We start from the raw sequence: 22,462 nt of genomic DNA, 5'->3' as shown, positions 1-22,462 counted from the left end.
GCGAGCGGAGGTTCGCGGCCCGCAGCCTGGGCGACACCGGACCGTCCTCAGCGACGCCGGGCGTCGTGATCTCGCGCGGGAGTCGAGCGGGGCGTCCGTCAGGGCAGGCGCACGGTGGTGCGCGCGCCGTCGGACCAGACGACGACGGCGGTCGCCCCGTCGACCGTCACGGCGGCGCCGTGGGTCGACGGGTCGCCGGACCCGTCGCTGCGGCGCAGGGCGACGAGGCAGGCGGCCCAGGCGCCGGGTGCCGCGGGCAGGTCGACCCAGGGCACGCGCGCGCCCTCGCCGAGCGGGCTGACGTCGTCGCGCGCGGTGGTGCCGCCCGTCCCGTCGCCGAGCAGCGGGACGACGACGGAGCTCAGGCCGTCGCCGGCGACGGTCGGCCAGCCCGAGACGCGCAGCCGTGCTGCCGTGGCGGCACAGTCCGCACCGGCGGCGAGCGCGTCCGCCCGGACGCAGCGGACCTCCCACGGCCCGCGGACGACGGACACGACCGTCAGGACGCCCGCGTCGACGGCGTCCCCGGTCGCGCCGGACCCGTGGCCCTGCCGGTCCTCTGCGGGGAGCACCCAGTGCGCCGCGACGCGCGACGCCGCCACCGCCGCCTCCGCCTCGCCGGCGGCGGGCTCGACGACGCCCACCTCGAGGGTGGTCATCCCGGTGCGGTGCGTGGCCCGCCCGGTCGCATCGACGAGGCTGACGGACTGGTCGACGGGCGAGAGCCAGCTGTCGTCGTCGAGCCACGGGCAGGTGGCGGTGGAGTAGCCGAGCCGCGCGTACAGGGGCGAGTCGCCGGTGCGGTCGCCCTCGCGGGCGTGGTCGGTGCCGTGGTTGACCACTCGGACGACGCCGTCGGCCCGGGTGCCGCTGACCACCCAGCCGGGCGCGCGGACGACGCGCAGCACGTCGCCGCGCTCGACCGGCAGCGGCTCCTCCGGCGCGGTCCAGGCCGGGTGGTCGGCGGGCAGCGCGAGGCCGAGCAGCCCCTTGCTCGCCCAGTAGGGCGAGCCGGGGCCCGAGTACGACTGCGCCAGGCGCGGCCAGGCGTGGTGCCAGCCGAGCCTGAGCAGGCCGTCGTCGTCCGGGGCGCCCCGCTCGACGAAGTGCCCCACCACGGCGGACGCCGCGCGCCGCAGCAGGCCCGGGGGCAGCGACGGCACCTCCGCCATCGCGCCCACCCAGAACGGCGCGGCCGCCGCGAACCGATAGGTGAGGGAGCGGCCCTGCACCAGCGGCGACCCGTCGCCGCCGACCAGCGCCACCGCGTCCTGCAGGTAGCGGTCGAGCAGCGCGACGTCGCGCTCGCGGCGCGGGGCCGCGAGGTCCGCCGCGCCCGCCATCCGCGCCCACAGGGTCGGGTACAGGTGCAGCGCCCAGCCGGCGTAGTGGTCGAAGGCGCGCTCGGCGCCGTCGGACATCCAGCCGTCCGCGCGCTCGAAGGAGTCGTGCGTCGCGAGGTCCGCGGCCATCTCGTCCAGGGAGTGCGGCCCGCCGACCGAGCGCAGGAACGTCTGCACGACCAGCCGGAACCAGACCCAGTTGATCCGCGGATAGGTGTCGTCGCCGACCGCCTCCGCGAGGTAGTCGACCACGCGCTCCTGCACGGCCGGGTCGAGCCGGTCCCAGATCCACGGCCGCGTCAGGTCCAGGACCAGCGCGATCGACGCCGCCTCCACCTTGGCCTGCCCGTGCTCGGACAGCCGCACCCAGCGCTCGGGGTGGCGGGGGTCGGTCCCGGCCGCGAGGCCCGCGGCGTACCGCTCGGCGTACCCGTGCGGGTCGGCGCCGCACTCCCCCGCCAGCCGGAACCCGGCGAGCAGGAAGGTGCGGGCGTAGCCCTCGAGACCGTCGACGGCGCGGCCGTAGCCGCCCGCCGGCCCCGGGAGCGTCACGAGCGAGCCGTCCGGCGAGGCGAACGGCCGCACCGAGTCGAGCATCGTGTCCGCGAGCGCCGCCCAGCGGCCTCGGTCCCAGCGGGAGCGGCCGCTCACGGCGTGGTGGCCGGGCGGTCGTGCGCCGCGGACCTCTCGGGTCGCGCCTGCGAGATCCATCGCACCCTTCCTCCTCGAGGGATCCGACCGCCGTGGCGATCACGCCCGATCATCCGCGATCGACCAGGAACAGAGTCAAGCGTTCCGGTTCTCGCCACGTCAAGCACGTGGCTGTACTGTCATGATCGTTTGAGTTCGTTGTCGGTCACTGATCCGAGACGAGGTCGTCGTGGACACCCCGCAGGACCGCTTCGCCGGGCCGCTCGCCGCGACCCTCCCCCTGCCACCACCCGGAGCCGAGCGCGCGGCGGCCCTGGACGCCCTGCTGCTCCCGCCCGACGCGGCGCTCCCCGTCCCGCCCGCCACCGAGCGCGGGCGGTGGGACCCCGCCCGCGGCGCGCTCGACGCGGCCACCGCGACCGCCGTCGTCGACCGCGCCGAGGCCGACCTCGGCACGCCGTGGCCCCTCCCGCTCGCGAGCACCGCGGCCCGCCTGCACCGCGACGGCGACCGCGACACGCACGAGCAGCTCGTGCACGGCCGCGAGCGACGCCTGTCCCGCGCGGCCGTCGCCGCGGCGGTCTCGCTCGGCGCGCCGGGAGCCGACCGGTGGCTCGACGAGGTGGCGGACGGCGTCTGGCAGCTGTGCGAGCAGAGCTCCTGGTGCTGGCCGGCCCACGACGACTCCCGACTCCGCCACGGGTCGGTGCTGCCCACGGTCACCGACCCGTACCTCGACCTCGGGGCCGGCGAGGTGGTCGGTCAGCTCGCGTGGGTGGACCACCTGCTCGGGGCGGGGCTCGACGCGCGCTACCCGGGCCTGCGTGCGCGGGTGCGCCACGAGGCGCGCGCCCGCGTCGTCGAGCCGTTCCTGCGCCGCCGCGACTGGCACTGGCTGGGGCGGGACGGCGACGTGCACAACTGGAACCCGTGGATCCACGGGAACGTGCTGGTCGCCGCCCTGCGCCTGCTCGACGGCGAGCACGAGACCGCCGAGCGCGCCCGCGTCGTGGAGCTGGTGCTGCAGGGCCTGGACCGCTACGTCGGGTGCCTGCCCGACGACGGCGCGATCGACGAGGGCTACGCCTACTGGTGGAACGGCGCCTGCCGCGCGCTCGAGGCCCTGGACGTGCTGGCGCACGCCACCGGCGGCGCGGTCGACGCCCTGGACGCCGGGCGGTCGCCCGCCGCGCTGCGCGGGACCGTCGCGTTCCCGCACCGGATGCACCTGGGCGGGGCGTGGTACCTCAACCTGGCCGACGGCCAGGCCAGGCCGCACCTGACGCCGCCCTGGCGCGCCCTGCACCGCGCGGCGCTCCGCACGGGCGACCCCGACGCGGCGGCACACGCGCTCGCGCACCGGGTGGCCGGGGCGGGCGCCGAGGAGCAGCAGGGGCTCGGGCGGCTGCTGCGCGCCCTCACCGACCGCGACTGGCAGGCGACGTCCGACGCGCTCCCGCCGCTCCCCGCCGAGACCTGGCTCGGCTCCACCGAGGTGCTCGTGGCCCGCGAACGCACGGGCGATGCGGCCGGGCTCGCGCTCGCCGTCAAGGGCGGGCACAACGCGGAGGCGCACAACCACAACGACGTCGGGTCCGTCGTCGTCGCGTCCGACGGCGTGCCCGTGGTGGTCGACGCGGGGCGTCCGACGTACACCGCGCAGACGTTCGGCCCCGACCGCTACCGGATCTGGACCATGCAGTCGTCGTGGCACTCGGTGCCCGAGGTCGCCGGGACCGCGCAGGCGGTGGGCGCCGGGGCGCGGGCGCGCGACGTCCGCCCCGCCCTCCGGGGCGACGACGCGGGGGCGCCGTCCGGCGTGACGCTGGACCTCGCCGCCGCGTACCCCGTGGCGGGGCTGCGGTCCTGGCGGCGCTCGGCACGCCTCGAGCGCGGCCCCGACGCCCGCGTCGTGGTGTCGGACGCCTGGGACCTCGACGACCGGCGCGACGACGGGCGCGACGACCCCGCGGCGACGACGGTCCGCTTCCTCCTCGCCGGCGACGTCTCGCTGACGCCGGGGAGCGCCGTCGTCGTCCCGCTCGACGGCGCCCCTCCCCTGCGCCTCACGTGGCCGCCGGACGTCCCCGCCGCGCTCGTGGACCGCCCCCTCGACGACCCGGTGCTGAGCGAGGTGTGGGGCGACCGCCTCGCACGCCTCGACCTCGACGTCACCGCCCGCGCCGACCTGCAGGTCGCCATCGCGCGGGACGTCGACGCGGAGGGGGCAGGACGACCGGGCGGCGGGCCGTCGCCCGCCGCAGCGAGGAGGAAGAGTGACCACTGATCCGGAGCTGCGCGCCCCGCTCCCGGCCGAGCGCCGGGCCGCCCTGCTCGCCGCCCTCGACCGCGACGGCGTCGTGCGGGTCGCCGACGTGTCGAAGGCCCTCGGCGTGACGGCCGTGACCGTGCGACGCGACATCACGCAGCTCGAGCGTGAGGGCCGGCTCGTGCGCGTGCACGGGGGCGCCGTGCCCGCCGCCGCGCCGGCGGGCGGCGGCGCGCCCGCCCCGTCGCCGACCTCGCAGGCCGTCGGGGTGCTCGTCCCCTCCCTGGACTACTACTGGCCCGGAGTGGTGCGCGGGATGGAGGCCGTGGCACGGGAGCACGGGCTGCGCGTCGTGCTCCGCGGCTCCCACTACGACGCACCGGACGAGCGGCTCGCCCTGCAGCGGCTGGCCGAGGCCGACGGGGTCAGCGGGCTGATCCTCGCCCCGCGCACCGACGGCACCCGGGGGGCCGACGTCGCCCAGTGGCTCCGGGACTCCGGCCTGCCCCACGTGCTCGTCGAGCGCGAGGCCGCGCTCGCTCCCCACCGCGAGGCGCTCGAGTCCGTGGTCTCGGACCACGCCCTCGGCGCGCTCATGGCCGTGCACCACCTCGCCGACCTCGGCCACCGCCGGGTGGGACTCGTGCTGTCCCGCGAGTCGCCGACGTCTCGCAAGATCGCCGCGGGCTGGCGCGCCGCCTGCGCCGAGCTCGGGCTGTCGACCGAGGAGCACTTCGAGCGGCTCGCGCCCGACCGCCGCAACCCCGAGTTCCCGGGGGTCGTGACGGAGGTCGTCGACACCGCGGTCGCCTCCGGCACGACGGCGCTGCTGGTGCACTCCGACCCCGAGGCGTCCGCCGTCGTGCAGGAGGCGATGGACCGCGGCCTCGGCGTGCCGGGCGACCTCTCGGTGCTGTCGTACGACGACGAGGTCGCCGGGCTCTTCAGCCCGGCCCTCACCGCCGTGCGGCCGCCGCGCGCCGCCGTCGGTCACGCCGCCGTCGACCTGCTGCTCAAGCGCCTCGCCGACCCCGAGCGGCCCGTGCACCGCGTGGCGATCAGCCCGCGCCTGGTGGTGCGGGAGTCGACGGGGCCGGTGCGCCCGGGGTAGCCCGCGGCCGCGCACGAGGCGTGGGGCGTCGAACGTTCACCGCGATTCACAGAGGCGGCACGGGGTGCGGCAGGACGACGCACGTCGCGCTCGGCGGGCCACGACGCCCCGACGAGGCGATCCTGGACCCGGAGGTGACGGCGGATGACAGCACACCGGGCGACGGCCGGCGAAGAGGCCGGCACGCCGCCGACGGGCGAGCGTGCCGTGTACTTCGTCTCCGACGGCACCGGCATCACGGCCGAGACGCTGGGCGGCGCGCTCCTCGTGAACTTCCCGGGCGTCACGTTCCGCCGCCACACCGTGCCGTTCGTCGACACCGACCGCGCCGCGCGCGCCCTCGTCGCCGAGATCGACCGGTCCGCTGCGGACGGCCTGGGACCGATCGTCTTCACCACGGTGCGGGCGCCGGCCGTGCGCGAGGAGCTCGAACGGTCGCGCGGCGTCCTCATCGACCTCCTCGGCGGGCACCTCGTCGAGCTCGAGCGGGCGCTGGGCACGACGTCGAGCGAGCACCTCGTCCCGTCCCACGGCGTCGGCGACCTGGAGCGCTACTTCGCCCGCATGCGCGCGGTCGAGTACGCCATCGAGCACGACGACGGGCAGAGCCGCCGCGCGCTCGACCTCGCCGACGTCGTGATCATCGCGCCGTCACGCTGCGGCAAGACCCCCACCACGATGTACCTCGCGCTGCAGCACGGCCTCCTCGTCGCGAACTACCCCCTGACCGAGGACGACTTCCCGACCGACGACCTGCCGCCGGTGGTGGCGCCCTACGCCGCGCGGTGCTTCGGCCTCACCACGACGCCCCTGCGCCTGAGCCAGGTACGGCACGAGCGGCGCCCGAACTCGCAGTACGCGAGCCTCGCCCAGTGTCGGCTCGAGCTGCGCCAGGCCGAGGACCTCTACCGGCGCACGCGCGTCCCGTTCCTCAACTCCTCCACCAAGAGCGTCGAGGAGATGTCCGCCGTCATCCTCCAGACCATGAAGCTGCGCGGCTGACACCCCACGATCCGCACCCACGATCCGCACCCACGAAGGGACCGACGATGGCCCACATCCTCTGGTTCGACGAGATCGGCATGGACGACCTGGCCCGGGTCGGCGGCAAGAACGCCTCCCTCGGGGAGATGGTGTCCCGGCTCGCGGCGGCCGACGTCCGCGTGCCGCGCGGGTTCGCCACCACCGCCGAGGCCTACCGCCGGTTCCTCGAGCACGACGACCTCGCCGGCCGCATCCGCGCCACCGTCGAGGGCCTGGACACGGACGACGTCGCCGCCCTCGCACGGGTGGGGTCGACCGTGCGCGGCTGGGTCGAGGAGCAGCCGTTCCCGGCCGACGTCGAGGCGGACGTCCGCGCGGCGTTCGCGACTCTCGTGGCCGAGGACCCCGAGCCGGAGCAGGTGACGTGGGCCGTGCGTTCCAGCGCCACCGCCGAGGACCTGCCCGACGCGTCGTTCGCGGGGCAGCAGGAGACCTTCCTCAACATCGGGGGCATCGACAACGTGCTGCACGCCGTGCGCTCCGTCTTCGCGTCCCTCTACAACGACCGCGCGATCGCCTACCGGGCGCACCACGGGTTCGACCAGCACGACGTCGCGCTCTCGGCCGGGGTGCAGCGGATGGTGCGCTCCGACGTCGGCGCCTCCGGCGTCATGTTCACGGTCGACACGGAGTCCGGGTTCGACCAGGCCGTCTTCGTCACCAGCTCCTACGGGCTCGGGGAGGCCGTGGTCCAGGGCGCGGTCAACCCGGACGAGTTCTACGTCTACAAGCCCGCGCTGCGCGCCGGTCGGCCCGCCGTCCTCAAGCGCTCCGTCGGTGAGAAGGCGGTCGCCATGCGCTACGCCGCCGGCCGGCACGTCGGCGGCAGCACGGTGTTCGCCGACGTCGACCCCGCCGAGCGCGCCCGCTTCTCGCTCACCGACGCCGAGGTCACGGAGCTCGGCCGCATCGCGCTCGTCATCGAGGAGCACTACGGGCGCCCCATGGACATCGAGTGGGGCAAGGACGGGGTGGACGGCAGGCTCTACGTCCTGCAGGCGCGGCCCGAGACCGTGGTCTCGCGCGACTCGGGCAACGTCGTGCACCGTTTCACGCTCCGCGAGCGGGGCACGGTGTTGCTGGAGGGGCGCGCCATCGGGCAGAAGGTCGGCGCCGGCCGCGCGCGGGTGCTGTCCTCCGTCGACCAGATGCACGACTTCGCGCCCGGGGACGTGCTCGTCGCGGACATGACCGACCCGGACTGGGAACCCATCATGAAGCGCGCCGCGGCGATCGTGACGAACCGCGGCGGGCGCACCTGCCACGCGGCGATCATCGCGCGCGAGCTGGGCATCCCGGCCGTCGTCGGGACGGGCACCGCGACCGCCGACCTGCCCGACGGGCGCGAGGTGACGGTCTCCTGCGCCGAGGGCGACGAGGGTCGCGTCTACGAGGGCCTGCTGGCGTTCGACGACGCGGCGACCGAGCTCGACCGGATGCCCGAGCCACCCGTGAAGATCATGATGAACGTCGGCACCCCCGACCAGGCGTTCTCCTTCGCCCGGCTGCCGAACCACGGCGTCGGGCTGGCCCGCCTCGAGTTCATCATCAACCGGCAGATCGGCATCCACCCCCGCGCCCTGCTCGACGCCGACGGGCTGCCGGCCGAGCTGCGGGACGAGGTCGCGGGCCGCGTCGCCGCCTACCCCTCCCCGCGCGAGTACTTCGTGCAGCGCGTCGCCGAGGGGGTGTCCACGATCGCCGCCGCCTTCGCGCCCGAGCCCGTCATCGTACGGCTCAGCGACTTCAAGTCGAACGAGTACGCGAACCTCCTCGGCGGCACGCTGTACGAGCCCGACGAGGAGAACCCGATGATCGGCTACCGGGGCGCGTCCCGGTACCTCTCCCCGGACTTCCGCGAGTGCTTCGACATGGAGTGCGAGGCGCTGCGCCGCGTGCGCGACGACATGGGGCTCACCCACGTGCGGGTCATGATCCCGTTCGTGCGCACCGTGGCCGAGGCCGAGGGGGTCGTCGAGCTCCTCGCCGAGAACGGGCTGCGGCGCGGCGAGAACGACCTCCAGGTCGTCATGATGTGCGAGGTCCCGTCCAACGCCCTGCTCGCCGACGAATTCCTCGAGCACGTCGACGGCTTCTCGATCGGGTCCAACGACCTGACCCAGCTCACGCTCGGCCTCGACCGCGACTCCGCGCTCGTCGCCCAGGCGTTCGACGAGCGCGACGCCGCCGTCCGGGAGCTCCTCGGGCTCGCCATCGACGCCTGCCGCCGCCACGGCAAGTACATCGGCATCTGCGGCCAGGGCCCGTCCGACCACGCCGACTTCGCCCAGTGGCTCGTCGAGCGCGGCATCGAGTCCGTGTCCCTCAACCCCGACACCGTCGTCGACACCTGGCTCGCGCTCGCGGCCGCCGCCGAGGGGAGCACCCATGCCTGACGCCCCGGCCCCCGCCGCGCTCATACCCTCGACCCGACCCGAGCCGACCATCGACCGGTTCCTCCGCAACGAGACCACGACCCGGTAGGCCTCGGCCGGCGACTACGCCTCTCACGACGGCGCCCTGGGGGGTGGGCCCGCCCGCGTCCCCGGCGCCGACCGACGGCTCGCGCGCGGACGTCGACGAGAGCCACCGCGTCGTCGAGGTGCCGTAGGGTCCCGCGCATGACCGACCAGCGCGGCACCGCCGCCACCGACGAACGGCCTCGGATCGCGGGGCCGGTGCGCACGATCGACTACCACACGGCGGGCGAGCCGTTCCGCATCGTGCCCGAGCCGCCCGTGCCGATCCCCGGCGCGACCGTCGCCGAGCGGCGCCGGCGCGCGATCGACGACCCGGACGTCGACGGCCTCCGCCGCCTGCTGTGCTTCGAGCCGCGCGGCCACGCCGACATGTACGGCGGCTTCGTCACCCCGCCGGACGACGAGGGCGCGCACCTCGGCGTCCTGTTCTGGCACAAGGACGGGTTCTCCACCGCGTGCGGCCACGGCACCATCGCGCTCGGCGCGTGGGCGGTGCGCTCCGGCCTGGTGCCCGCCGATCCGTCCGGGGTCACCGACGTGGTGATCGACGTGCCGTCCGGGCGGGTGACCGCCCGCGTGCGCACCGGCGAGGACGGCCGGGTGCGCGAGGTCGACTTCGTGAACGTGCCGAGCGCGCTGGTCGCCGCCGGCGTGCCGGTGGTGACGAGCCGCGGCGAGATCCGTGCCGACCTCGCCTGGGGCGGTGCCCTGTACGCGTGCGTCGACGCCGCGAGCGCGGGCCTCACGGTGGCGCCGGAGAACCTGGGCGAGCTCATCGCCCTCGGCCGCGAGGTCAAGGCCGCCCTCGCCGGCGACCCCCGCCTCGAGCACCCGACCGACCCCCGGCTGAGCGGCCTGTACGGGACGATCGTCGTCGACGACCTCGGCACGTCGCCCGACGGGGGCCCGCACCAGCGGAACGTGACGATCTTCGCCGACGGTCAGGTCGACCGCTCCCCCTGCGGGTCCGGCACGGCCGCGCGGGTCGCCGTCCTCGCCGCCACGGGGCGGCTGGGCGACGACCAGGTGCTCGTCCACGACTCGATCGTCGGCACCCGGTTCTGCGCCCGCGTCCTGGAGCACGTGACCGACCACGGCCGCGACGCCGTCGTCCCGGTCGTCACCGGCACCGCCCACCACGTCGCCACGTCGGTCTTCGAGGTCGACCCGGACGACACGCTGACCCCCGGGTTCGTGCTGCGCTGATCGGGCGGGACGCGCCGCCGTCCCCCTCAGGGACGACGAAGGCCTCGCCCTCCCGAGAGGGCGAGACCTTCGTCGACGAGCCGTCCGACGCTCGGGTCAGACGTTGAACGCACAACCGTGCTCTGACCTGCGGTTCCACCGTGGACTGCGGACCTGTGGGGGGAACCGCGGGGGAATCAGAGCAAGGAGCGCTCCCCCGCTGCGGCGGGGACAGCAGGATCCCGACGGGAACGTCGAGATCTCCAATGTGGCGTCGGCGACGCCACGTGCTGAGTCTATCGAGAGCTCTTCAGCACACGAGATCCCGCGCCCTCGACCGAGCCGCAACACGTCGCGAGGAGTGCAACCGCGAAGGGCATGGCTCCCTCGCCAGCGCCGTTGACCGTTCCTCCTGACCCGGAATGTTGTTCGAGTACGAGTACGCGTTCCACTGCTGCGGATCGGACAGATCCGTCACCGGATCCACACTGATGATGCGTCCACGCTTCCGTCATCCGCCGCAGACCATCTGCCCTTGCCACCGCTCGGAGTGTCCGCGACAACGCAACACGTTCCCCGCCTCGTCTTACGAAGACTCCGCGACGTACTGGAACACCGACGCCCCCTCACGCTACATCCACGACGGCATATCAGTCCGGCTTCCGCTACCCCTCACTTCCCTGAGTCGGAGCGTCGCGCAGAAACACCCTCACACCGAGCAACAATTCGGCCGCAACTACGAGAACCGCGAGGAAGGATGTCAGCCAAGCAACTCCCGTCCAAGCGGATAGCAGCACCCCGACCGCCAGAACGCAGAGGATCAGGACCCAAGTTCGAACCGCTATCGCGCCAGGAACCGACACTCTAGCAAGACCTCTTCCGAAAAATTTGCCGGTCAACACCCCGCTTGGAACGCTTGCCACCGCCACTATGGCGATCATCCAAACGAACCCGACCGAGATTGATAGGACAAGCAGGCCGACAGCAACAACGAAGGTCGCAATAGGTTGCCACCTCCGGACATTAGCGGCAGATGCATCGACCTTTCCGACTGTCTCAGAATTGGCTCTCATGCTGTGCCCTCGAGGTCGTCGCTGTGTGAATGAGACCGTCCTAGGTGGCGTAAATACCGGACTCCCAATCGCGGCGCTACTCGGATACAGGGCGTGCGGTGTGGCACAACGTTATAGACCGCGGTTGCCGACCTTGTCGAACTCGTGCCGGTCCAGCACTTCGCTTTTGCCACCCACCGATACCGCATAATTCTTCTACCGCGATGGCGACATCCCAGCATGAACATGCTCCGATCGTCCGGACAAATCTAGCGATATGAGCAGTTCAATGCTTTTCCGTTTCCCGAATGAGGGCAATTCGCCGTCGATATTCCGCCTTTGTAAGCAGGCCCTCCCCCGCGATGCGGATTATCTGGCCACTCTTGAGATCTAACTCTGCATACTCTTGTGCCTCGGCAGTGGTGTAACCAGCCCGAAATTCCGCGTTTCGCTTTCGAACATGCAGCCCCCAAGAGAGCAGGCATGAAACGATCGCTACCAACATGCCGATCATTGCAACCAGAGTCACCGGGTGGTCCGGATATCCGTCTCCGGTCGCTAGCATTCCGATCACTAGAACCCCCGCGCTTACAAAAAGGAGTGTCACCGAAACCAGCATTGCCACGCCGTATCGCACGGCCGCAGGGCCGGGCAGAACATCTACTTTCTGACCTGGCTTCCAATCACCCGTTCCCATAATCAATCCCTAATCCAGCCGGCAGTCTGAGCCGTGGAGTAGCTCAAACCGATTGTGTCGAAACTCGTTCCCATGACGTCCGACATAACATCTACACCGTTCCCGATGATGTCGCTTGCCGCTTCACCAGGCATTCGCATACTCTCATTGACTCCTCGGACCGCACGGCCAACTGCAGGAACGGCTCGCGCGGCCTTGAGCGCGTATCCTGCGCCGCCCGTTAGAGTTCCCAGAATTCCGAGTGCGCAGCCACCAGACATGCCGTTCACACAGTCAATCCCTGTACTTGCCGCGCCCAGAAGCATGCTGCCGCCGATCGCTACCCCTGCCACCCAACCCACCGGATTGGAGACCATCGCGAGAACACCGATGCCTAGCGCAACCGTTGAGAGTACCTGGCTTGCGGCCTGCCCCTTATCACTGGCAGCCCAAGACTTGAGGTTGCCGAACCAGTCACCCCGCTCCTTCTCCTGCGCGGCTGCCGCCGCGGCGGCAGCTTCCCTCTCGGCCGCACGCTTCCGATTAATTCCTTCATGGCGCGCGTCGGAGCGCGCCCGCTGGATCGAGCCCGTACGGTCAACGGTGATGTCGGCGTACGACCTTCGAGGGCTCTTGGCAAAGTACGTATTTGCATACGCTGTGTAGTTCGAGCGCACGCGCACGGGTGTATGCGTGTGCTCGTCGCGCACCGTCCGCACGCACGAGATCGCCTTCGTGCACGTGTCGTACTTGCGCTTGTCGTTCTTCTGCTTCGGGTTGTACCCCACATGCCCGGCACCGATCGGGAGGGACTGCTGCACGGATGGGTGCCACCTGACCCGTGGTGCCGAGGAGCGCTGCGGGAAGGACGGGCTCGCCCGAGAGCCATTCATGCACAGACCTCGCCCTCGCGAGTCGGATGCAATACGCGGGTCCGTCGCGGTCAGCGAGTGACAGCCACGAAGTTCGTCGGTCGCCTGGGCTCCGTCCACCCGTTCGAACCGAAGTTCCGCACGCGAAGGGCCCCACCGTGCGGCACGGCGGGGCCCTTCGCGACGAGAGAAGCACGCCTCATCTGCTTTGCCAGTTTTGAGAGCTTTGTCCTAGACGTTGAACCCCAGCATCCGCAGCTGCTCACGGCCCTCGTCGGTGATCTTCTCCGGACCCCACGGCGGCATCCAGACCCAGTTGATGCGGAAGCCGTCGACGAGCCCCTCCAGCGCGGTGCCGGCCTGGTCCTCGATGACGTCCGTGAGCGGGCAGGCCGCTGACGTGAGCGTCATGTCGATCGTGGACATGTTGTTCTGGTCCACCTGGATGCCGTAGACGAGGCCCAGGTCGACGACGTTGATGCCCAGCTCGGGGTCGATGACGTCGCGCAGGGCCTCCTCGACGTCCGCCGCCGTGGTGGGCGTGGGGGCCGCGGCCGGCTCGGCGACGGGCGGGGCGGCCGCCTCGGTCGTGTTCTCGGTCATCGTGTCCTCTCAGGTTCAGGTCGGCTTCAGCCCAGCGCGCCGCTGCGCGCCAGCGAGTCCTTGAGCGCCGCCCAGCCGAGCAGCGCGCACTTGATGCGGGCGGGGTACTGCGAGACGCCGGTGAACGCGCTCGCGTCGCCGATGGCGTCCAGCGCGTCCTCGTCGTCCAGACCCTTGCCCCGCGAGGCCATGAGGTCGTGGAAGACGGCGTCCAGGCGGGCGACGTCGGACAGGTCGTGCCCGGTGACGAGCTCCGTCATCACGGAGGCGGACGCCTGCGAGATGGAGCAGCCCTGGCCCTCCCAGGACACGCCGGACACGGTGGAGCCGTCGACGTCCACGCGCAGCGTGATCTCGTCGCCGCAGGTCGGGTTCACCTGGTGCGACTCCCCCGACCGGTGGTCGGCGGGCGGGTCGACGAGGCCCCGTCCGTGCGGGCGCTTCGCATGGTCCAGGATCACCTGCTGGTACATCTGCTCGAGCGAGCTCACTGCTGTCCTCTCCGCCTACGTCAGTCCACACCGAAGAACGCGCGCACGCCCGACAATGCTTCCCGGAACGCCGCGATCTCTTCGGCCGTGGTGTACACGGAGGCCGACGCGCGCGCCGTCGCGGCCACGCCGAACCGGCGGTGCAGCGGCTGCGCGCAGTGGTGCCCCACGCGGACGGCGATGCCCTTGTCGTCGAGCACCTGCCCGACGTCGTGCGCGTGCACGCCGTCGACGACGAACGAGACGACCGCGAGGCGGTCGCGCGCGTCGGCCGGCCCGACGATCCGCACGCCGGGGATCTCGCCGATACGCACCAGCTCGGCCGCGAGCTCCCGCTCGTGCTCGGCCACGCGGTCCATGCCGAGCTCGTCCAGCCACTGCGCGGCCACGCCCATGCCGACGGCCTGCGCGACCATCTGCGTGCCCGCCTCGAACCGCTGCGGCGGCGGGGCGTAGGTGGTCTCGGCCATGGTCACGACCTCGACCATCGACCCGCCCGTGGTCACGGGCGGCATGGCCTCGAGCAGCTCGCGCCGCCCGTACAGCGCGCCGACGCCCGTGGGGCCGAGCATCTTGTGCGCGCTGAAGGCGGCGAGGTCGACGTCCAGGGCGTGCAGGTCCACCGGCAGGTGCGGCACCGACTGGCACGCGTCGAGCACCGTGACGGCCCCGACCCTCTTCGCGGCGGCGACCAGCTCCGCCACCGGGGCGATCGCGCCCGTCACGTTCGACACGTGGCCGAACGCCACCACGCGCGTGCGCTCGGTGATCACGCTCGCGACGTCCGACAGGTCGATCCGCCCGTCGTCGTCGACGCCGAACCAGCGCAGGACGGCGCCGTTACGGGCGCACAGCTCCTGCCACGGCACGAGGTTGGCGTGGTGCTCCGCCTCGGTGACGACGATCTCGTCGCCCGGGGACAGGCGGAACCGCTCGGCGGCGGCACCGCCGCGCCCGGCCGTCGCGTTGGAGAACGCGTACGCCACGAGGTTGAGGGCCGCGGTCGCGCCCGGCGTCCAGACGATCTCGCCCTCGTCGGCCCCGACGAACCTCGCCACGGCGGCCCGGGCGTCCTCGAACGCCTCGGTCGCCTCCTCGGCGAGCTGGTGCGCGCCGCGGTGCACAGCCGCGTTGCGCTGCTCGTAGAAGTCGACCTCGGCCTCGAGCACGACGTTCGGCTTCTGCGACGTCGCGGCCGAGTCCAGGTAGACCAGCGGCCGGCCACCCCGCACCGTGCGCCCGAGCAGCGGGAAGTCCGCCCGCACGGCCGCGAGCTCCGCCGCGGTGAGCGACGGGCGCACGGTGTCGGTGGTGGTCATGCTGTCCTCCTGGTGACGGCTCCTGGTCGAATGCTCGACGGGGAGGTCAGGCCATCGTCGCGCCGGTGCCGACGTACTTGTCGTAGCCGTTCTCCTCGAGCTGCTCCGCGAGCTCGGGGCCGCCCTCCTCGGCGATCTTGCCGTCGACGAAGACGTGCACGAAGTCCGGCTTGATGTAGCGCAGGATGCGCGTGTAGTGCGTGATGAGCAGCACGCCCACGTCGGTGTTTGACTTGGCGCGGTTCACGCCCTCGGACACGACGCGCAGGGCGTCGACGTCGAGGCCGGAGTCGGTCTCGTCGAGGATCGCGAAGTGCGGCTTGAAGAGCTCCATCTGGAGGATCTCGTGGCGCTTCTTCTCACCGCCGGAGAAGCCCTCGTTGACGGAACGCTCGGCGAAGGTCGAGTCGATGCGGAGGTTCTCCATCGCACCCTTGACCTCCTTGCCCCACGTGCGCAGGGCGGGCGCCTCGCCGTCGATGGCGGTCTTGGCAGTGCGCAGGAAGTTCGCCACGGACACGCCGGGCACCTCGACCGGGTACTGCATGGCGAGGAAGAGGCCGGCGCGGGCGCGCTCGTCGACGGTCATCGCGAGGAGGTCCTCGCCGTCGAGCGTGACGGTGCCGGAGGTCACCGTGTACTTCGGGTGGCCGGCGAGGGCCGAGGCGAGGGTCGACTTGCCGGAGCCGTTCGGCCCCATGATGGCGTGCGTCTCGCCCGAGTTGATGGTCAGGTCGACGCCGCGCAGGATCGGCTTGGCGCCTTCCTTGGTCTCGACGCTGACGTGCAGGTCGCGGATCTCCAGGGTGGGCATGCTTCGTGTCTCCAGGTCTGTGTTGCGAAAGTCTGAGGCAGGTCAGGACGCGACGGCGAGCCGCTCGTCGACGTCCACGAGGATGCGGTCGCCGTCCACGGTCACCGGGTACACCGGCACGGGCTGCGTCGCGGGGAGCTGGACCGGCTTGCCGGTGCGCAGGTCGAACTGCGAGCCGTGCAGCCAGCACTCGACCAGGCAGCCCTCGACCTCCCCGTCGGACAGGGAGACCTGTCCGTGCGAGCAGATGTCCGAGAGGGCGTGCCAGCCGCCGTCGGCGTCGCGGACGACCGCGACCGGGACCGGGGCCCCGTCCGCGCCGTCGAGCTCCACGAGCATGGCCTCCTCGGGGGCGAGGTCGTCGGCCATGCAGGCCAGCTGAGAGGTCATCGCCGCGTCACTCCGCGACGCCGGTGATGGCGCTCATCGACTTCTCCAGCTCCGCCTCGATCGACGCGAGCAGGCGCTCCTCGACCGACGGGACGCCGATCTCGTCGATCAGCTCGGCGAAGAAGCCGCGCACGACGAGGCGACGGGCGTCGACCTCGGGGATGCCGCGGGCCATGAGGTAGAAGAGCTGCTCGTCGTCGAACCGGCCGGTCGCCGACGCGTGCCCCGCGCCCTCGATCTCGCCCGTCTCGATCTCCAGGTTCGGCACCGAGTCGGCGCGGGCGCCGTCGGTGAGGACCAGGTTGCGGTTGAGCTCGTAGGTGTCGGTGCCCTCGGCCTCGGCCTGGATGAGCACGTCCCCGACCCACACCACGTGCGCGCCGGCGCCCTGCAGGGCGCCCTTGTACGTGACGCGCGACTTGCAGCGCGGCACGGCGTGGTCCACGAAGAGGCGGTGCTCCTGGTGCTGGTCGGCGTCGGCGAAGTACAGGCCGACCATCTCGACCTCGCCGCCCTCGCCCGTGAACGTCGCGTCCGGCGTGAGGCGCACGACGTCGCCGCCGAAGGTCACGACGACGTGCTTGAGCTTGGCGTCGCGGCCGATGCGGGCGCGGTGGCTGGAGGCGTGCACGGCGCCGTCGGCCCAGTCCTGCACGCTGACGACGGTGAGGTGCGCGCCCTCGTCGACGACGATCTCGACCGTCTGGTTGAGGGTCGCGTCGCCGCGGTGGTCGATGACGACGACGCCCTCGGCGTGGTGCTCGGCGTGCACCAGCAGGTGCTGCGCCGTGAGGTCCTTCGTCGCGCCCTCGACGCGCACGGAGGTGACGTCGGTGGCGACGGCCTCGGCGGGGAGCGTGACGACGGTGGCCTCGGCGGCCGCGTTCCACGCGGTCACCGCGGTGCGGTCGCCCGGCTTGCCGGTCGTGCCCAGGCGCGGGTCGTCCTTGCCGACGATCTCGACCTTGGCCTCGGGGGCCTCGACGACGGTCGTCAGCACGCCGCCGGCGCCGTGCTCCTCGCCGAACAGCGGCTGGAGCCGCGCCACCGGCGAGAAGCGCCACTCCTCCTCGCGCCCGGTGGGCACGGGGATGTCGGCGAGGTCGAACGACGTCTTGCGCTCGGCGCGCGAGCCCGCCGGCACGACGCCGTGGGAGTGGGCGCCGTCGGCCACGGCGCGGGAGTGATCGGTAGTGATGGCCATCAGCCGACGGACCCTTCCATCTGCAGCTCGATGAGGCGGTTGAGCTCGAGCGCGTACTCCATGGGCAGCTCGCGCGCGATGGGCTCGACGAACCCGCGCACGATCATGGCCATCGCCTCGGTCTCCTCCATGCCTCGGGACATGAGGTAGAACAGCTGGTCCTCGCTCACCCGCGAGACCGTCGCCTCGTGCCCCATGGACACGTCGTCCTCGCGGACGTCGACGTACGGGTAGGTGTCGGACCGGGAGATCTGGTCGACGAGCAGCGCGTCGCACAGCACGGTGGACGCGGAGTGCTTGGCGCCCTCGAGCACCTGCACCAGGCCGCGGTACGACGTGCGGCCGCCGCCGCGGGCGACGGACTTCGACACGATCGACGACGACGTGCGCGGCGCGGCGTGCACCATCTTGCAGCCGGCGTCCTGGTGCTGGCCCTCGCCCGCGAAGGCGATGGACAGCGTCTCGCCGCGGGCGTGCTCGCCCAGCAGGTAGATCGCCGGGTACTTCATGGTCACCTTGGAGCCGATGTTGCCGTCGACCCACTCCATGGTGGCGCCCTCGGCGGCCGTGGCGCGCTTCGTCACCAGGTTGTACACGTTGTTCGACCAGTTCTGGATGGTCGTGTAGCGCACGCGGGCGTTCTTCTTCACGACGATCTCGACGACCGCGGAGTGCAGCGAATCGCTCGAGTAGATCGGCGCGGTGCAGCCCTCGACGTAGTGCACGTAGGAGCCCTCGTCCGCGATGATCAGCGTCCGCTCGAACTGGCCCATGTTCTCCGTGTTGATGCGGAAGTAGGCCTGCAGCGGGATCTCCACGTGCACGCCCGGCGGCACGTAGACGAACGAGCCGCCGGACCACACGGCGGAGTTCAGCGCGGCGAACTTGTTGTCGCCCGCCGGGATGACCGTGCCGAAGTACTCCTGGAACAGCTCCGGGTAGTCGCGCAGACCGGTGTCGGTGTCGACGAAGATGACGCCCTGGGCCTCGAGGTCCTCGCGGATCTGGTGGTACACGACCTCGGACTCGTACTGCGCGGCAACGCCGGCCACGAGGCGCTGCTTCTCCGCCTCGGGGATGCCGAGCCGGTCGTAGGTGGCGCGGATGTCCTCGGGCAGGTCCTCCCAGCTGGCGGCCTGCTTCTCCGTGGAGCGCACGAAGTACTTGATCCGGTCGAAGTCGATCCCGGTGAGGTCGGCGCCCCAGTTCGGCATCGGCTTCTTGTCGAAGAGTCGCAGCGCCTTCAGGCGCGCCTTGCGCATCCACTCGGGCTCGTTCTTGAGCTCGGAGATGTTCTTGACGACGTCCTCGTTCAGACCGCGCTGCGCAGCCTCGCCCGCGGCGTCGCTGTCGCGCCAGCCGTACTCGTACGCACCGATCGAGTCGATGATCTCGTCATCGGACCGCTTCTCGGTGCCCTGCGCCGAAGCCGCCTGGGCGGCGTCCTGGGTGGGAGCGCTCATCGTGTTCCTTCCTGCGTGCCGCGGGTGCGGTGGGCCGGGGTGGGGAGGTTCTGGGGGGACGTCGGGGTGGAGACGATCGGGACGTTCGTGACGCACGCGTGCGCGCCTCCCGCGATCGTGGCGAGGCGCTGGACGTGCGTGCCGAGCAGCTCGGAGAACGCGCGGGCCTCGGCCTCGCACAGCTCGGAGAACTCCTCGGCGACGTGCTGCACCGGGCAGTGGCCCTGGCACAGCTGGACGGTGGGCAGCAGCGGGCCGCTCACCGGGCGGACCGAGGCGGCATAGCCGTCGGCCGACAACAGGTCGGCGAGCTGGGCCGCGCGCTCCTGCGGATCGCTGGCGGTCAGGCGCGGCGCGTACCGCGCGACCACGGCGTCGTACCGGTCGGCGGCGAACCGCGCCACGGCGTCCGTTCCGCCGATCTCGCGCAGGTAGCGCATCACCTGGGCCGCGAGCTCGGAGTAGCCGCCCGCGAGGTCGGACTGCCCGCGGGCACTCACGACGTAGCGGCGGGCGGGGCGGCCCCGGCGGCCCGACGACGGACCGGCCTCGTGCACCGCGATGGTGCCGTCCTCCTCGAGGCAGGCGAGGTGCCGGCGGACGGCGGCGGAGGTGAGGCCGAGCCTGTCGGCGAGCTCCCCCGCCGTCACGGGGCCCTCGCCGGCGACGAGCTCCAGGACGCGGCGACGGGTGGTGCCGTCGGCCTCGGGCGCGCCGTCGAGCAGGCGGGGGTCGACGCGTGCGGGCGTGCGGTCGGTCGTGCTGGTCGGCATGCGCTCACCCCCGTGCGGCTCGTGGACCACCGGGGGCAAACCTCACCCCGGCGACGACGTCGATATAGGGAACATCCTTGTTGCGTAATCCAGGATGTCAAGCAAGGCAAGCCTCACCGGGGCCCGTCGAGAGCCCCGGTGTCGCGAACGTCACTCGTCGGTGACGATGCGGCCCTCGATGACCTCGCCCGGGCGGCCGCCCGCGCCCCCGCCGGACGCCTGCTGCCCGAGCTGGCGCAGCTTGATCCCGAGGGCGATCATCACGATCCCGATGATCACCGCGAACACGCCGATCACGATGGACAGGCCCACGATCGCGTCGGCCGGGTTGACGAAGCACACCACCGCGAGCGCCACCAGCAGCAGGCCCGCGAGCAGGTTCCACACCCACGACGCCCCGCCGCGCCGACGCATGGCAGGGACGACGAACAGCTGCAGGAGGCCGAAGATCAGGGCCCAGATGGCCACGAGGATGAGGACGACGCCGAGGAACACCTTCGGCAGGAGCAGCAGCAGGGCGCCGAACACCAGCGCGACCATCCCGACGCCCGTGTTCACCGAACCCGCCGAGGTGCCGCGCCGGCGGATCCCGTCGACGATGCTCACCAGACCGTCGACCAGCACGAACACCCCGAACACCTGGACGAGCAGCGTCGGCGTCTTGTCGGGCAGGAAGATCGCCAGGAGCCCGAACAGCAGGGCGAGCACGCCACGCACGACCGGCCAGTACCAGAGCCGCCGCGCCAGGGCTGCGACGTCCTGCGGCGGCGTGAACGCGTAGAAGGTCATGTCCGTCGTGCTCCTCGGGTCGTACGAGCGTGCGCCGCCCGGCCGGGCGACGTCCGTAGAATCTTCCGGTGCCCACCTCGATCGCGCCATCGGGCGCGGACGGCGCCACGCCGTCCGCGCACTCTGCCGAGGACCCGCGCGCCGGCTCCGTCGATCCCGCTGCCGGGGCCGCCGTCCGCGTGCGGGGCCTGGTCAAACGCTACGACGGGCGCGACGTCGTCGCAGGTCTGGACCTCGTCGCCGACGCCGGGGCGGTGACGGCCGTGCTCGGGCCGAACGGCGCGGGCAAGACCACCACCGTCGAGTGCTGCGAGGGCCTGCGCTCCCCCGACGGCGGCACGGTGCGCGTCCTCGGCCTCGACCCGGTGGCCGACGCCCGCGCGCTGCGCCCCCGCGTCGGCGTCATGCTGCAGGACGGCGGGCTGCCCACCGGCGCCCGCGCCGGCGAGGTCCTGCGCCACGTCGCCTCCATGTACGCGGCGCCGCGGGACCTGGGCGAGCTCGGCGAGCGCCTGGGCCTCGGGTCGTTCGCCCGCACCACGGTGCGGCGGCTGTCCGGCGGGCAGCGGCAGCGGCTGTCCCTCGCGGCGGCGGTCGTCGGGCGGCCCGAGGTGGTGTTCCTCGACGAGCCGAGCGCGGGCATGGACCCGCAGAGCCGCCACGCCGTGTGGGACCTCGTGCGCGAGCTGCGCGACGAGGGCACCGCCGTCGTCCTCACGACGCACCTCATGGACGAGGCCGAGGACCTCGCCGACCGCGTGCACGTCGTCGACCACGGCCGCCTCATCGCCAGCGGCTCCGTGCCCGAGCTCCTCTCCCCCGACGCCCAGGACGACCGCACGCTGCGCTTCGACGCCGCCGCGGGCCTCGACCCCGCCGCCGTCGCGGCAGCCCTCGACGCCGCCGGCGAGGGGCCTTGGGTGGTCACCGAGCCGCAGCCCGGTTCGTACGTCGTCGCCGGCCCCGCCGGCCCGCGTACCCTGGCCGTCCTCACGGCCTGGCTCGCCGACCACGACGTCCTCGCGAGCCGCCTCACCGTGGGCCGGCGCACGCTGGAGGACGTCTTCCTCGACCTGACGGGACGGCACCTGCGATGACCACCACCACCCCGCACCCGACCAGCGGCACGAGCCGGCCCGGCGCCGCCGCCCCCGCGTGGCGCCGCGTGCTGTCCCAGACCGGGTTCGAGACGCGGGCCGTGCTGCGCAACGGCGAGCAGCTCCTCGTCACGATCGTGCTGCCGGTCATGGTGCTCCTCGGCCTGACGCGCACCAGCGTCGTCGAGATCGACACCGGCGGCCTGGACCGGATCGACTTCGTGACGCCGGGCGTGCTCGCGCTCGCCTGCGTCTCGACGGCGTTCACCTCGCAGGCCATCGCCACGGCGTTCGACCGCCGCAACGGCGTGCTGCGACTCCTGGCGACGACGCCGCTCGGGCGCGGCGGGCTGCTCGCCGGCAAGCTGCTCGGCGTCCTGGCCGTCGAGGTCGTGCAGGTCGTCGTCATCGGGGCGGTCGCGCTCGCGCTGGGCTGGCACCCCGCCGCGGGCGGGATCCTCGCGGCCGTCGGCGTCGGGCTGCTCGGCACGGCCTGCTTCACCGCGCTGGCGCTCCTGCTCGCTGGCACGCTGCGCGCCGAGGGCGTGCTCGCGCTCGCGAACCTCGTCCTCGTGCTGCTCGTCGTGGGCGGCGGCCTGCTGGTACCGCCGGCCCAGCTGCCCGGTCCGCTCGAGCAGCTCGCGACGTTCCTGCCGTCGGGCGCCCTCGGCGAGGCGATGCGGGGCGCGCTGCTCGGCACCGGCGTACCCACGCTCGCGCTGGTGGTGCTCGCCGCCTGGACCGCGCTGCTGGGGTGGGCCGCGGCCCGCTTCTTCCGCTGGCAGTGACCAGGAGCTGACAGGACCGGGCCAACGTCACACCGTGGGGCGGCCGTC

At 72.6% G+C, this 22,462-nt stretch carries 18 protein-coding genes; 7 read left to right on the top strand and 11 right to left on the bottom strand.

Annotated elements, in window-relative coordinates; all coding sequences use genetic code 11:
- Nucleotides 1-98 precede the first annotated feature (98 nt).
- Nucleotides 99-2,054, bottom strand: a complete 1,956-nt coding sequence (locus ACH443_RS13520) for a DUF2264 domain-containing protein (protein ID WP_430590605.1) — start codon at nt 2,052-2,054, stop codon at nt 99-101.
- A gap of 169 nt (nt 2,055-2,223) precedes the next feature.
- Between ACH443_RS13520 and ACH443_RS13515 the strand changes: the two genes are divergently transcribed.
- From ACH443_RS13515 to ACH443_RS13495, 5 genes are all read left to right on the top strand, one after another.
- Nucleotides 2,224-4,281, top strand: coding sequence for a heparinase II/III family protein (locus ACH443_RS13515; RefSeq protein ID WP_430590604.1), 2,058 nt, complete (start codon nt 2,224-2,226; stop codon nt 4,279-4,281).
- Complete coding sequence (locus ACH443_RS13510; RefSeq protein ID WP_430590603.1) at nt 4,271-5,374, top strand: substrate-binding domain-containing protein; 1,104 nt, start codon at nt 4,271-4,273, stop codon at nt 5,372-5,374. The genes ACH443_RS13515 and ACH443_RS13510 overlap by 11 nt, the downstream gene beginning before the upstream one ends.
- A gap of 144 nt (nt 5,375-5,518) precedes the next feature.
- Nucleotides 5,519-6,376 (top strand): pyruvate, water dikinase regulatory protein, encoded by an 858-nt coding sequence (locus ACH443_RS13505; RefSeq protein ID WP_430556078.1) that lies wholly within the window; start codon nt 5,519-5,521, stop codon nt 6,374-6,376.
- A gap of 47 nt (nt 6,377-6,423) precedes the next feature.
- On the top strand, nt 6,424-8,814 hold the full coding sequence (ppsA, locus tag ACH443_RS13500; protein WP_430590602.1) for a phosphoenolpyruvate synthase: 2,391 nt from the start codon (nt 6,424-6,426) through the stop codon (nt 8,812-8,814).
- Between the two features lie 225 nt (nt 8,815-9,039).
- Nucleotides 9,040-10,104: a proline racemase family protein gene (locus ACH443_RS13495; protein ID WP_430556076.1), complete on the top strand. Its 1,065-nt coding sequence runs from the start codon at nt 9,040-9,042 to the stop codon at nt 10,102-10,104.
- A gap of 1,730 nt (nt 10,105-11,834) precedes the next feature.
- On the opposite strand, the gene ACH443_RS13490 is transcribed toward ACH443_RS13495, so the two are convergent.
- The 10 genes from ACH443_RS13490 to ACH443_RS13445 form a co-directional block, all read right to left on the bottom strand.
- Nucleotides 11,835-12,632: a hypothetical protein gene (locus tag ACH443_RS13490; protein ID WP_430590601.1), complete on the bottom strand. Its 798-nt coding sequence runs from the start codon at nt 12,630-12,632 to the stop codon at nt 11,835-11,837.
- Between the two features lie 282 nt (nt 12,633-12,914).
- Nucleotides 12,915-13,286, bottom strand: a complete 372-nt coding sequence (locus ACH443_RS13485) for a metal-sulfur cluster assembly factor (protein WP_429767164.1) — start codon at nt 13,284-13,286, stop codon at nt 12,915-12,917.
- A gap of 26 nt (nt 13,287-13,312) precedes the next feature.
- Nucleotides 13,313-13,777, bottom strand: a complete 465-nt coding sequence (gene sufU, locus ACH443_RS13480; protein WP_430590600.1) for a Fe-S cluster assembly sulfur transfer protein SufU — start codon at nt 13,775-13,777, stop codon at nt 13,313-13,315.
- A 20-nt stretch (nt 13,778-13,797) separates the two neighbouring features.
- The gene (locus ACH443_RS13475; protein ID WP_430590599.1) at nt 13,798-15,096 is read right to left on the bottom strand and encodes a cysteine desulfurase; all 1,299 of its coding nucleotides are present in this window, start codon (nt 15,094-15,096) and stop codon (nt 13,798-13,800) included.
- 46 nt (nt 15,097-15,142) lie between these two features.
- Nucleotides 15,143-15,910 carry a Fe-S cluster assembly ATPase SufC gene (sufC, locus tag ACH443_RS13470; protein ID WP_429767169.1) on the bottom strand — a complete coding sequence of 256 codons (768 nt, stop codon included), beginning with the start codon at nt 15,908-15,910 and terminating at the stop codon, nt 15,143-15,145.
- A gap of 42 nt (nt 15,911-15,952) precedes the next feature.
- The gene (locus tag ACH443_RS13465; RefSeq protein WP_380316062.1) at nt 15,953-16,300 is read right to left on the bottom strand and encodes a non-heme iron oxygenase ferredoxin subunit; all 348 of its coding nucleotides are present in this window, start codon (nt 16,298-16,300) and stop codon (nt 15,953-15,955) included.
- A 7-nt stretch (nt 16,301-16,307) separates the two neighbouring features.
- Complete coding sequence (gene sufD / locus ACH443_RS13460) at nt 16,308-17,504, bottom strand: Fe-S cluster assembly protein SufD (protein ID WP_429767170.1); 1,197 nt, start codon at nt 17,502-17,504, stop codon at nt 16,308-16,310.
- The gene (gene sufB / locus ACH443_RS13455; RefSeq protein WP_429767171.1) at nt 17,504-18,967 is read right to left on the bottom strand and encodes a Fe-S cluster assembly protein SufB; all 1,464 of its coding nucleotides are present in this window, start codon (nt 18,965-18,967) and stop codon (nt 17,504-17,506) included. Before sufB ends, sufD begins: the two co-directional genes overlap by 1 nt.
- Entirely contained in the window at nt 18,964-19,740 is a 777-nt protein-coding gene (locus ACH443_RS13450; protein ID WP_430590598.1) for a helix-turn-helix transcriptional regulator, read from the bottom strand. Before ACH443_RS13450 ends, sufB begins: the two co-directional genes overlap by 4 nt.
- 150 nt (nt 19,741-19,890) lie before the next feature.
- Nucleotides 19,891-20,529, bottom strand: coding sequence for an HdeD family acid-resistance protein (locus ACH443_RS13445; protein ID WP_429767175.1), 639 nt, complete (start codon nt 20,527-20,529; stop codon nt 19,891-19,893).
- A 179-nt stretch (nt 20,530-20,708) separates the two neighbouring features.
- On the opposite strand from ACH443_RS13445, the gene ACH443_RS13440 reads away from it, so the two are divergent.
- Together ACH443_RS13440 and ACH443_RS13435 are read left to right on the top strand one after the other, a co-directional pair.
- Complete coding sequence (locus ACH443_RS13440; protein WP_429767206.1) at nt 20,709-21,626, top strand: ABC transporter ATP-binding protein; 918 nt, start codon at nt 20,709-20,711, stop codon at nt 21,624-21,626.
- Entirely contained in the window at nt 21,623-22,414 is a 792-nt protein-coding gene (locus ACH443_RS13435; RefSeq protein ID WP_430590597.1) for an ABC transporter permease, read from the top strand. The genes ACH443_RS13440 and ACH443_RS13435 overlap by 4 nt, the downstream gene beginning before the upstream one ends.
- Nucleotides 22,415-22,462 lie beyond the last annotated feature (48 nt).

Origin of the sequence: Isoptericola sp. NPDC019571 (genome assembly GCF_044389385.1) — a bacterium.
Lineage (GTDB): Bacteria > Actinomycetota > Actinomycetes > Actinomycetales > Cellulomonadaceae > Isoptericola > Isoptericola nanjingensis.
The sequence above is the reverse complement of the archived record's forward strand: the minus strand, read 5'-3'. Positions and strand labels throughout refer to the sequence as shown.